The organism is Jeongeupia wiesaeckerbachi, from assembly GCF_050916355.1.
GTDB classification, from domain to species: Bacteria; Pseudomonadota; Gammaproteobacteria; order Burkholderiales; family Chitinibacteraceae; genus Jeongeupia; species Jeongeupia wiesaeckerbachi.
Map to the genome: position 1 here is coordinate 694,431 of NZ_CP136946.1, position 12,245 is coordinate 706,675.

9 protein-coding genes are annotated in these 12,245 nt (G+C 62.6%); 2 read left to right on the forward strand and 7 right to left on the reverse strand.

Annotated elements, in window-relative coordinates; translation table 11 throughout:
• Window positions 1-95: 95 nt before the first annotated feature.
• Window positions 96-2,894, reverse strand: coding sequence for a chitinase C-terminal domain-containing protein (locus R0382_RS03420; RefSeq protein WP_432722330.1), 2,799 nt, complete (start codon window positions 2,892-2,894; stop codon window positions 96-98).
• Window positions 2,895-3,567: 673 nt separating this feature from the next.
• On the opposite strand from R0382_RS03420, the gene R0382_RS03425 reads away from it, so the two are divergent.
• A complete protein-coding gene (locus R0382_RS03425; RefSeq protein ID WP_432722332.1) occupies window positions 3,568-4,164 on the forward strand; it encodes a 6-pyruvoyl trahydropterin synthase family protein in 597 nt (198 codons plus the stop codon).
• 39 nt (window positions 4,165-4,203) lie between these two features.
• On the opposite strand, the gene R0382_RS03430 is transcribed toward R0382_RS03425, so the two are convergent.
• From R0382_RS03430 to R0382_RS03455, 6 genes are all read right to left on the reverse strand, one after another.
• A complete protein-coding gene (locus tag R0382_RS03430) occupies window positions 4,204-5,313 on the reverse strand; it encodes a VanZ family protein (protein ID WP_432722333.1) in 1,110 nt (369 codons plus the stop codon).
• 40 nt (window positions 5,314-5,353) lie between these two features.
• The gene (locus R0382_RS03435) at window positions 5,354-6,412 is read right to left on the reverse strand and encodes a polyamine ABC transporter substrate-binding protein (RefSeq protein WP_432722335.1); all 1,059 of its coding nucleotides are present in this window, start codon (window positions 6,410-6,412) and stop codon (window positions 5,354-5,356) included.
• 125 nt (window positions 6,413-6,537) lie between these two features.
• Window positions 6,538-7,536 carry a polyamine ABC transporter substrate-binding protein gene (locus R0382_RS03440; RefSeq protein WP_432722337.1) on the reverse strand — a complete coding sequence of 333 codons (999 nt, stop codon included), beginning with the start codon at window positions 7,534-7,536 and terminating at the stop codon, window positions 6,538-6,540.
• A 204-nt stretch (window positions 7,537-7,740) separates the two neighbouring features.
• Window positions 7,741-8,520, reverse strand: coding sequence for an ABC transporter permease (locus R0382_RS03445; RefSeq protein WP_203538049.1), 780 nt, complete (start codon window positions 8,518-8,520; stop codon window positions 7,741-7,743).
• Window positions 8,510-9,436, reverse strand: coding sequence for an ABC transporter permease (locus tag R0382_RS03450; RefSeq protein ID WP_432722339.1), 927 nt, complete (start codon window positions 9,434-9,436; stop codon window positions 8,510-8,512). The genes R0382_RS03445 and R0382_RS03450 overlap by 11 nt, the downstream gene beginning before the upstream one ends.
• A gap of 14 nt (window positions 9,437-9,450) precedes the next feature.
• Window positions 9,451-10,539 (reverse strand): ABC transporter ATP-binding protein, encoded by a 1,089-nt coding sequence (locus tag R0382_RS03455; RefSeq protein ID WP_432722341.1) that lies wholly within the window; start codon window positions 10,537-10,539, stop codon window positions 9,451-9,453.
• Between the two features lie 195 nt (window positions 10,540-10,734).
• Between R0382_RS03455 and R0382_RS03460 the strand changes: the two genes are divergently transcribed.
• A complete protein-coding gene (locus tag R0382_RS03460) occupies window positions 10,735-12,054 on the forward strand; it encodes a deoxyguanosinetriphosphate triphosphohydrolase (RefSeq protein WP_432722343.1) in 1,320 nt (439 codons plus the stop codon).
• The last annotated feature ends 191 nt before the right edge of the window (window positions 12,055-12,245 follow it).

Here is a 12,245-nt window from a genome sequence, read left to right on the forward strand (position 1 = left end):
ATTTCTGTTTTTCACCAAAACTGCACCGGGCGACGACAAAAAAAAACGGGCAAGCCCGAAGGCCTGCCCGTTCAAGGTCTACAACAGGATACTTGTTACTGGATCGTGCCTGCCGGCAGCGTCGGATATTCCTGCTTCACTGCGTAGGTCTTGCCGCCGATGGTCACGACATAGTTCGACGGGCCGGAGATCGGCAGGTAGTAGTTCAGGGTGATGTCGATCTTCGCACCCGGGGCAACGGTCTGCCAGCTCGGGGTCGAGAACTTGACGTGGTGGAAGTCGCCCTTGAAGCCGCCGATGTTGTTGCCGGTATGTTCCGACGACACGACCTTCAGACCTGCACCCGACTGGTCGGCCATATTGTTCGGCGCGGCCACTGGGTAGTCGAACTCGATCACGGTACCGCCCGGCAGCGTTGCACCGGTGTTGTTGGTGATGCTCAGGTACGGGTTGATCGGGTAGTTCTGGTCACCCAGCTTGAAGTTGGTCAGGTCGAACTTCAGATCGATCTGTTGAGCCGGCATGGCAGTCTTCGCGCGCTTGTTGCCGTACGGCGAAGCATTGCGGAAGTTGGTCGCCATCAGCTTCGTCAGCGTCGAGCCCGGAACGTACTGACCCTTGGTGCCGTTCAGATTGGTCTTGTTGGCGTCATACGCGTAGTCGCCAGCAAATTCCCAGATCATCAGACCGCCAACGCCGTTGTTGATCACCCACTCGGCCTTCTTCTGGATCGATTGCTCGTCCTCGGTCGAGATGAAGACCTTCTTGCTGGCGTTCCACAGCCACGGCGCCACCAGGGTCGCGTCGTAGTTGCGGGCATAGCTACCCACGAAGTCGGTCGCCTTCAGGCCGAACTGCGGCAGGTAATCGCCGGCAATACCGTTCTCCAGGTTCTTGGCGTGCCACATCGGGTTCGAACCGGCGCCCATCTCGTTGCCGTTCTGATCCTTGTCGTGCCAGATGTTGTCGATACCGACCGCACCCAGACCGCACTCGGTCAGGCCCGGACCGCAGTTGCTCGACTTCGGCGACGTGCCCCACAGGCCGTTGGTACCACCGGTCACGTCCTTGTGGCCGCGGGTGTAGTACGGCACACCGGCGTTGATACGGCCACCCGGCAGCGCGCCGCGGAAGTAGTGGTAAGCCCAGTCGGTGTTCAGGTAGCCGATGCCACCGTACTGTGCCGAGCTGTACACCGACCACTTGGCGAGTTCGGCATCCTTGCCGTCGTCGAACAGCGCAGCGTTCGGACCGACAAACTCGTTCCATGCGCCGTGCAGGTCATACGTCATCATGTTGACGTAGTCGAGGCTCTTCACGGCCTGGAACGACTCCATGCCACGCAGCAGGTAAGCCGACGACGGCGACGCGATGGTCAGCATGTAGTACTTGCCGTCCGCCACTGCAGCCTGGTCGAGCTTGGTGCGCAGTGTTTCCAGCAGCGCGCGGTACGAGGCTTGCAGACCCTTCAGACGCGGGCTCGACACGCTCCAGTCGAGCGGGTTGCCGGCCTTGTCCATCGTGGTCGGATATTCGTAGTCGATATCCGCGCCATCGAAGCTGTACTGGCGCAGGAAGGCAACGACCGAGTCGGCGAAGGTGTTGATGCCGGCCTGGTTGACCGAACCGTCCGCGTTGGTCGTCATGGTGTAGAAGCCACCCGAGGCGACACGGCTGCCGTCGGCGGCGAAGTAGCCACCGGTTTCAGCCCAACCGCCGATCGACACCAGGGTCTTCACGCCAGGGTGCTGCTTCTTGAACTTGTTCAGCTGGTTGAAGTGGCCCTTGTACGGCAGGCTCGGATCCATTTCGGCGCCCGCAACTGCCGGCTTGCCGTCGGAACCGTCCCATACCATGCCGGTCGATTCGTTGCCGGCAGCGCTGGCATTGACCGAAACCTTGTTGCTGCCGTCTACGTGCGCAAACGCGTAGTTGATGTGGGTGATGTCGTTCCAAGGAATGTCGGACGCGAGGTAGGCCGGCAGACCGTTCTTGCCGGTACGCCAGTTGGTGAAGTAACCGATGATGCGGCGCTTCAGGCCATTCGGCAGGATTTCGCGGCCGTTGGTGTCGTAGACGGTGCAGTACGGCACGTTGGCGACCGAAGTCACCAGACCGTCCGGACGGCAGGCTTCCTGACCGCTCGGGGTCGGTGCAGGCGTCGGAGCCGGAGTCGGAGCCGGGGTCGGAGCCGGGGTCGGAGCCGGGGTCGGAGCCGGGGTCGGAGCCGGAGTCGGTGCAGGCGTCGGGGCCGGGGTCGGTGCAGGCGTCGGGGCCGGGGTCGGTGCAGGCGTCGGAGTCGGAGCTGGGGTCGGAGCCGGGGTCGGTGCAGGCGTCGGTGCAGGCGTCGGAGCCGGAGTCGGAGCCGGGGTCGGCGTTACGTTGCCTTGCAGTTCCCACGGGCCGTACTGGTCAGCGCCCGGGATATTGTTCTGCGTCCACCACTTGGCCTTGTAGGTCGCGCCGTTGTAGCTCACGCACTGGCCAGCGGTGTAGACCGCGCTGTTCGACCATGCTGCACAACCGCTCGGCGTCGGCGCCGGGGTCGGCGTTGCAGTCGGGGTTGGCGTCGGTGCCGGGGTCGGCGCAGGCGTCGGGGCCGGAGTCGGTGCGGGCGTCGGCGCCGGGGTCGGCGCAGCGGTCGGCGTCGGGCTCGGCGTACCGGTGCTGGCACCGATCAGCTTCCACAACGTCGGGCTCGCAGCCGGGTTCCAGTTGGCACCGACATAGGCGGTGTGGGTGACCAGCGCCTGGTAATCATTGCCGCTGTACGACACATAGGTGCCGGCGGTGTAGGTCTGGCCTTCCTGCCAGACCGGGTAGGCGGCAAAGGCATGCACTGCGAACAGCGCGGCCGGGATGGCAGCCAGGGTAAAACGGTTAAAACGGGACATGGAAAGCGTCTCCTCGTTATTGGTTTTGTTCAGGCCAACAAGTGGTATTAGCCGTGAACGCCACTGCCGTTATATTTGAGTAAGAAAACTCAAGGAAGGCATTGCCAGACCCGTAGTAATTCCGAGCCCATGCATGGCGAAGCTTGATTACTCGCGAACCCGCCCAAGCTGTCAAGGCACCGCCCGGCGGCGGGTTGAACGGCATGTAATACGCCTAGCGGCGCCAGCCGTTTCACTACAAACCGAAACTTTGCCCGTTACCTGGTCGATTCATAAATCTTCCACAAATGGCTGATATGCATACGCAATTTCACCGGCAACAATGACCGATCACCAAGGCGCCCTTCAATACGCTTGTAGTTTTTCATCGCACGACTTGGTAGTCGGCGTCCTCTACGCCACACCGCGACCGTTCATCTCCGATCAACAGCAGGCTATTTTGGAAGACTGCAACAGGCGCTCCAGTGTGGTTTTTTTCAATAAACTTACGATTATTTCCATTCATTGAAATACTCATCCGGCAGCGAATCCGCAAATGCGCTGCCGACACGCTGTGGCCAAGTGGTATTGCCTTAACGCATTCAGATGTCTCCCACTGCCGTGATGCCGGCATTCACCTTGCCGCTCGACGGCGCTTCTGATAAAACCCGAGTTAGTTACTCGGTTAATCAAGATGCTGATTCGCAAGCTGTTCAAGTTCGAAAACGCGCATATCGTGCGCAACTGTTCGTCCGACCGTTGCCGGCGGTCTATCCATGGCCATAGCTACAAGGTCGAAGTGCTGCTGGAAGCGCACGCGCTCGATCACGGCCAGATGGTGTACGACTTCGGCCTGATGAAGGGCACGATCAAGGACGTGATCGACGCGTTCGACCACGCGATCTGTTTCTGGGACAAGGACGATCCCGACTACATCGGACTGTGCAAGACCTTCTCTGCGCGGTGGATTTCGCTGCCGGTGTCGCCGTCGGCCGAGCAGTTCGCCCGGTTGTTTTTCGTCGTCATCGACGCGCTGCTCAAGCAGACGACGATGGCCAATGGCGAAGGCGATGTGCTGCTGCACTCGGTGATCGCCCACGAAACCGACACCGGCTACGCGCAGGCTTTCCGCGACGACGCCTACAACCCGCGCATGGGCGACATCGCGCTGGGCGACATCGTGTTCTCGGAACAGGTTCGCAACGAATGGCGCGATCCGGCGATGTACGACAAGCTGCGCGCCGGTGCACTGTTCGCCAATCCGGCGGTCGAGCTACAGATCAAACCCTGAACGGGTTGCATAAAAAAGCCGCGGCATGCCGCGGCTTTTTTATGACCAGTGCTCGCCCGAGTTGGCCATGCTCAGTGCTGCCCACAGCAGGATCAGCACCGCACCATAGGGCCAGACGTCGCCGATCACCGAGGCCAGACCGTTGAAGTGCATCAGGTGGCCGTAGTTCCAGCGGAACAGCGGCAGCGTCGCCGACAGCTGCGGACTCAAAGGCCAGAGCCAGCCGACCGCCACCGCCGCGGCCAGTGCCAGCGCACCGACCATCGCCCGCAACCGGCGGTGCAACTGCCACAGCCCCCATAACAGCAGTACGCCGACGGCACCGCCGATGACGATGTTGCGGTTGATCCAGGCGAAGAACTGCGCCGGTTGCAGCAGCATGCCGGCGAAGGTCAGTTTGACGACGAGGCCGGCGAGCAAGGTCAGGCGGATGGCCGCCGGCACCTCGCGCACATGTTTGACCAGCACCGAAACGAACAGCGCGACACCGACGAGGTGCAGCATCATGCCGCCGGCCTCGAGCAGCGACAGGAACAGCGCCGGATCGGCCAGCGGTGAGTCGAACGGCTGCGGAATCCCGCGTGGTGCAACGACGACGCCGAGAAACGGCACCGACGGATCGAACTGGGTGATGAACCACAGGCCCAGCCAGACCAGCCCCCATTCGGCCAGCGTGCTGTCGGCCAGGTGGCTGTGGCGGAACACCTGCCACGCCCGCTGCCAGCGGCGGTTGGCGATGATCAGCGACAACACGCCGCCGATGCAGGCGCCGAAGCCGTTGCTGAGCATGTCGAGATTCGACGCCACCCGGTCGGGCAGGAACTGCTGGACGAACTCGACCGAGCCGGACAGCAAGGTGCCGATCAGCGCCGCCAGTGGCCACGCGTACCAGCGCCGCCGCGCCATCAGGCCAACGGCAACGCCGAGCGGCACGTAGGCCAGCACGTTGACGAGGTTGTCGAACAGCGTGAAGTAATACGGCAGCGGATAGGTGTAGAAGGCGAAAATCGGCTCGCCGGTATAGCGCCAGCCGGTGAGCGGATAGAAGCTGATCGTCAGGATGACGAGCAGGTAACAGTAGAAGAAATACTGCGAGACGCGCGATTGCGAAACGTGGTTCGCGAGATAGCTGATCGGCGGAAAGCGCATGGATGAAAACGGGGCGAGTCACCTCGCCCCGGTTGGCTCCTTATTTGGACGTTTTCACTTCGGTCCACAGCCGGTTCAGGTCACGCAGCTGCTTGCCTTCGAGCGCGTTGAGCTGTTGCAGCTTCTTGATGGCGTTCGCGTCGGGGAAGACCGCGCTGATCTTCTTGATTTCCGGCTTCACGAACGGCGCCGCAGCGGCGTTCGGGTTGCCGGTGCCGACCATATTGGTCAGCTCGGCCGCATTCTTGCCGTCGAGCATGAAGTTGACGAACTTCAGCGCCAGATCCGGGCGCGGCGCGCTCTTCGGGATCACCATATTGTCGACCGACAGCGTGTTGCCTTCCTTTTGCAGCGTGTAGGCGACGCCGAACGGACGCTTCGCGGCCTTGGCATCCTGCGCCGCCTGGAACATGTCGCTCGAATAGCCGAGCGCGACCCAGATATTGCCCAGCGTCAGTTCCTTGATGTAGCTCTGGCTGTTGAACGCGGCCCAGTACGGCTTGGCGGCCTTGATCGTTGCGGTGGCCTTTTTCAGCTCGTCGGGCTTGACCGAATTGGCCGAGAAACCGTTGTACATCAGCGCGGCGGCGAACACCTCGCGGCTGTCGTCGAGCACGGTGACCTTGCCCTTGATCTTGGCGAGCACCTTCGGATCGAAAATCACCGACCACGAGCTCGGGTCGACACCGGCTTCCTTGAGCCGCGCGTCGTTGTAGCCGACCAGCGTCGTCGTGAACGAATACGGCAGCGAGTACTGGTTGCCCTTGTCGTAGCTGCTGTTCAGGAAGGCGGCGTTGACGTTCTTGGCGTTCGGCAGCTTGGCCTTGTCGAGCGGCTGCAGCAGGTTCTGCTTCACCAGCGGCTGGATCGCGAAGCCGGTCGGCACGATCACGTCGTAGCCCTTGGCGCCGGCGGCGAGCTTGGCGAGCATTTCTTCCATCGCGCCGTAGTAATCCTGCACGACGCGGCACTTGCAGTCCGCCTCGAAGCGCTTCACCGTTTCCGGCGCGATGTAGTTGTTCCAGTTGTACAGGTGGAGGACGTCATCAGCCTGAGCGACACCGGCGGTCAGCAGCAAACCCAGCAGCAGTTTTTTCATGTTTTTTCCGTGTGATCCGAAAAAAACGCGGCACTTCCGTACCGCGTCGACGAGGCAAATGATGCCGCAAGCCGTCGTGTTTGCAAATGTCACGACCGGGCTTGCGACACCCGTTTTACAACGACTCAGTTGCCGACCTTGATGTCGGTCCAAGCACGGTTCCAGGCCCGGCGGGTCGCTGCGCTCAGATCGGTCAGCTGCTCGAGCTGCTTGACCTGGTTCGCATCCGGATTGATCGCCGGCACCGCCAGCAGCGCCTTGTCGATAAAGGGCTTGGCCGCGGCGTTCGGATTGCCGGCACCGACGTTGTTGGTAATCCCGGCGGCGTTCTTGCCGTCGAGCATGAAGTTGATGAACTGCAGCGCCAGATCCGGGCGCGGTGCGTTCTTGTGGATGACGAAGGAGTCGGCGGTCATGCCGTTGCCTTCCTTCTGCAGCGTGTAGTCGATCTTGAACGCTCGCTTGGCCTTGACCGCATCCTGCTTGGCCTGGAACAGGTCGTTCGAGTAACCGAGCGCGACCCAGATATTGCCCAGCGTCAGTTCCTTGATATAGCTCTGGCTGTTGAACGCGGCCCAGTACGGCTTGGCCGCCTTGATCGTCGCGACGGCCTTCTGCAGCTCCTCGGGCTTTTGCGAGTTGGCCGAGAAGCCGTTATAGCGCAACGCGGCGGCGATCACTTCGCGCGGGTCGTCGAGCACGGTGACCTTGCCCTTGAGCTTGGCGAGAATCTTCGGATCGAACACCACCGCCCAGCTGTTCGCGTCGACGCCGAGCGACTTGAGTTTGTCGGCGTTGTAGCCAACCAGGGTCACGGTGAAATCGTACGGCGCCGAGTACTGGTTGTTCGGATCGAGCGGCGTGTTGGCAAAGGCCGGGTTCAGGTTCTTCAGGTTCGGCAGCTTGCTCTTGTCGAGCGGCTGCAGCAGGCCGAGCTTGGCCAGCGGCGGAATGCCGTAGTTCGACGGGCCGACCACGTCAAAGCCCTTGGCACCGGCGGTCAGCTTGGCGAGCGCTTCTTCCATCGACCCGTAATAGGTCTCCTGCACCTTGCACTTGCACTCGGCCTCGAAGCGCTTGATCGTGTCGCTCGACACGGCGTTGTTCCAGTTGAAGAGGTGCATGACCCCCTCGGCATGAGCAGCAACACTGGAAGCAAGGAGAAGGGAAAGAAGCAGCTTTTTCATCAACACATCGCCTTTAAAGCCCGAGACCCGTCTGGCTCGGCCATTTGGAGAACCCCGCCCGCGGGCGGGAACGTCGGATCAATCCGGGCAGAAATCCACCCACAGCAGTTCGAGCGGATTGTGCGTGCGCTCGGCCATGCTTTACGACTGCGCCTTGATCGCGCCCGGTGCAACCTTGCTGGCGATGACGATCAAGGCCAGCGTCAGCAGCATCAGCAGCGTCGAGATCGCGTTCACTTCCGGCGTCACCGCGATGCGGATCATCGAATAGATCTGCAGCGGCAGCGTCGACGCGCCGGCACCGGCGGTGAAGAAGGTAATGACAAAGTCATCGATCGACAAGGTGAACGCCATCAGCGCACCGGCAATGATGCCGGGCATGATCAAGGGCAGCGTCACCAGCCGGAACGCCTGCACCGGCGTCGCGCCGAGATCGCGCGCGGCCTCGACCAAGGACTCATCCATGCCCTGCAAACGCGAGCGCACGACAATCGCGACGAAACCGATGCAGAAGGCAATGTGCGACAGCGCGATCGACACCAGCCCCAGCGTCATGTTGAGCATGACGAAGAAGATCAGCAGCGACACGCCCATGAGGATTTCGGGAATCGCGATCGGCGTCAGCACCAGCACCGGCAGCAGCCGCAGCTTGTACTTGTACATCGCCAGCCCGGCCAGCGTGCCGAGCACGGTTGCGCACACCGAGGTGACGAGGCCGATGATCAGCGTATTGCGCGCGGCGGTGAGCATCTGCGCGTCGTTGAACAGGATCTCGTACCACTTGAACGTGAACCCGACCCACTCGGCATTGAGCTTGGAGTCGTTGAACGAGTAGACGACGACGATGATCAGCGGCAGGTAGAGGAAGAGGTAGACGAGCGACGCCGCGCCCCACAGCCATTTCGATTGTTTAGAGTGCATTGCGCTTGCCTCCGCGGCCGATCAGCGTGGCCAGACCGGCGAGCAGCAGCACCGCCAGCGTCAGCATGATCGACAGCACCGAGCCGAACGGCCAGTCACGGCTGTCGAGGAACTGCTGCTTGATCAGGTTGCCGATCATGATGCCGTCGGTGCCGCCGACGAGGTCGGGCACCGCGAACATGCCGAGCGCCGGAATGAACACCAGCGCCGCGCCGGCCCAGACACCCGGCAAGGACAGCGGCCAGGTGATGCGCCAGAAGCGCTGCCAGGCGTTGGCGCCGAGGTCCTGCGCGGCGTCGAGCAGATTCATGTCGTGCTTTTCGAGATTGGCGTACAGCGGCAGCACCATGAACGGCAGGTGCACGTAAACGAGCACCAGAATCACCGCGAAATGGCTGAACAAGAGCTGCACCGGACCGATGCCGACAACGCCGAGGATGGCGTTGATCGACTTGGCGAAATAGCCCTGCGGCCCGAGGATGATCATCCACGAGTAGACGCGGATCAGGAAGTTGCTCCAGAACGGCAGGATCACCATCAGCACCAAGAGGTCACGGTGCTTCTTCGGACTGCGCGCGATCAGCCACGCCAGCGGATACGCCAGCGCCAGGCAGATCACCGTCGTCAGCCCGGCGTACCAGAACGACTTGAGGAACAGCTCGAAGAACACCGGCTCCTGGAAGAAGCGGGTGAAATTTTCCAGCGTCAGGAAATCGGCGTAGTTGCTCGCGTTGATCAAGAGCGTGGTCTTGCCGGTATCCGGGTTGACGTCCATCAGCGGCAGCAGGCCGCCATAGTCGCCGGGGAAGCGGAACGCGGCGAAGGCCATGATCGCCGACGGAATCGCGAAGAACAGCAGCAGGTAGAGCAGCGGCGGGCCCGAAATCAGCCACTTTGCGAGACGGTTGTTGCGCATTGTGCGGCTCCGGCTCAGGCCAGCACGAAGTGGCCGGCGTCGTAGCGCCACGCCAGTTCGACCTGATCGTCGTCGTCAAAGAAGCGCGCGCGGCCCGATGCGGCGTTCGGCAACATCGTTTCGACCAGCGTGCCGTTGTCGAGCTCGACGATGTAGATCGTCACGTCGCCGAGGAACAGGCAGTCGTGGACCTTGCCCTTGAAATGCACCTCGTGCTCGTCGCCCTTCGGCAGCGTCGCGCCGAGGCGGATTTTTTCCGGCCGCAGCGTCAGCGTACCCTTGTCGCCGACCTTGGCCCCGGCCACCGGCAGTGCTTCGGCGACGCCGACGCCGGCGATCTCGAGCCTCATCTTGCCGTCATCGATGCCGACGACGGTCGCGTCGAGCAGATTGCACTGGCCGATGAAATCGGCGACAAAGCGGCTGTTCGGATAGCTGTAGATCGTCTCGGGGACGTCGAGCTGGGCCACTTCGCCCTTGTTCATCACCGCGATCCGGTGCGACAGCGCCAGCGCCTCGCCCTGGTCGTGCGTCACATAGACGAAGGTGATGCCGACTTCCTTCTGCAGATTGATCAGCTCGATCTGCATGTCCTCGCGCAGCTTGGCGTCGAGCGCCGACAGCGGCTCGTCGAGCAGCAGCAGTCGCGGCCGGTTGACCAGCGCCCGGGCGATCGCGACACGCTGGCGCTGGCCGCCCGACAGCTCGTGCGGGAAGCGCGTGGCGAACTGGGTCAGCCGCACATCGTCGAGCACCTCGTCGACGCGCGACTTGATCTCGGCCTGCGACACCTTGGCCATTTTCAGCGGGAAGGCGATGTTCTGTGCCACCGTCATATGCGGGAACAGCGCATAGCTCTGGAACACCGTATGCACCGGCCGTTTCTCCGGCGGAACGCCGGCGACGTTCTGGCCGTCGAGCAGGATCTGGCCCGAATCCGGCTGCTCGAAACCCGCGAGCATGCGCAGCAACGTCGTCTTGCCGCAGCCGGACGGACCGAGCAGCGTGAAGAATTCGCCGGCCTCGACCGACAGGCTGACGTGGTTCACCGCGGTGAAATCACCGAAGGTTTTGACCACATCGCGGATCTCCAAGAGCGCCATGTTGTTCCCCGAGAAAAAACGGCCCGTAGTTTAGCGAAGATCCACCCCCGGGGACAGGCGTTTTTGCCAACAAAGACAAGGGATTGCGCGGGATTGGCATCCTGCGGCCACAATGCACCGCTCATCGGGGCCGACGGGGGTTCGCGCGACAGGCGCGACCGTATAATTTACGACACTTTGATGCGGACGAACGACATGACAATGAACTGGCAGCGACTGCTTTCGGCCGACCGCCTCGGCACCGATCAGGACACGCCGATCGAAGCCGGCCGCAGCAATTACCACAAGGATCACGACCGCATCGTGTTCTGCTCGCCGTTCCGCCGCATGGGCCGCAAGACCCAGGTCCACCCGATGACCGAGAACGACCACGTGCACACGCGACTGACGCACAGCATCGAAGTCGCCTGCGTCGGCCGCAGCCTCGGCGTGCTGGTCGGCGAGGCGATCCGCGAACGGCTGCCGGCGCACGTCAACCCGTACGACCTCGGCGCCATCGTCCAGGCGGCGTGCCTGGCGCACGACATCGGCAATCCGCCCTTCGGCCACGCCGGCGAATACGCGATCCGCGACTGGTTCCGCCGCGACGAGCACGCCTACCTGCTGCAGCACCTCGGGCCCGACGAGCGCCGCGACCTGACGACGTACGAGGGCAATGCCCAGGGCTTTCGCATCATCACCCAGCTCGAAAACCACCGCTTCGAAGGCGGGCTGCGGCTGACCTACGCCACACTCGGCACCACGCTCAAATACCCGTGGACCAGCGAGCACGCCGGCCCCAAGGGCAAGTTCAGCTGCTACGCCAGCGAACTGCCGCAACTGCATCAGGTGGCCGCCGCGCTCGGCCTGCCCGAACTCGCACCGGGGCGCTGGGCGCGCCACCCGCTGTCCTATTTGATGGAGGCGGCCGACGACATCTGCTACGCCATCCTCGATCTGGAAGACGGCATCGAGATCGGCATGTTGGCGTACGAAACGGTCGAACCGATCTTGATGAAGATCGCCGGCGGCGAGCGCGACCTGCTGGCGCTCGAAGTCTCGGCGGCGCCGAGCATACGCCGCAAGATTTCGCTGTTGCGCGGCAAGGCGATCGACCGCTGCGTGCGCGACGTCGCCGCGACCTTCCTCGCCCAGTACGACCGGCTGATGGACGGCAGCTACCAGGGCGATCTGCTCAACGACTGCCCGGCGCCGATGCGCCACGGCATCAACGAGGCCAAGCAGCTGGCGCGTGACCGGATTTTCAACGAGCGCCGCAAGATCGAAATCGAGGTCGGCTCGTTCACCTGCCTCGACATCCTGCTCGACGCCTTCTGCAACGCTGCCTACCAGCTCAAGGTCAGCCCCGAACTGCCGTTCCGGATGCGCCGGGTGCTCGACCTGATGGACTACAACGCGCCGAAAAAGGAATGGCCGCTGTATGACGCCTACCTGCGCGTGCTCGACTTCATCGGCGGCATGACCGACAACTACGCGACCTATCTGGCACAGCAGGTCGGCGGCATGGGGCGCTGAAACGGTTCGGCAGCTAAGTCTGCCCCCGTCCGATACGCCCATGCCCCCAAGGCGGTACCCGCCCAAGGTCTTCCTGCGGGGCATCCTCATCGACCGCCGGTCCATTCCGCTGGCCGCGCTTCGGGCAGGCTCAAGCTGGCTCGCTCGCCAACCGAAACAGGTTGAAGCAAGATCGCGACCGATCAGCGGTC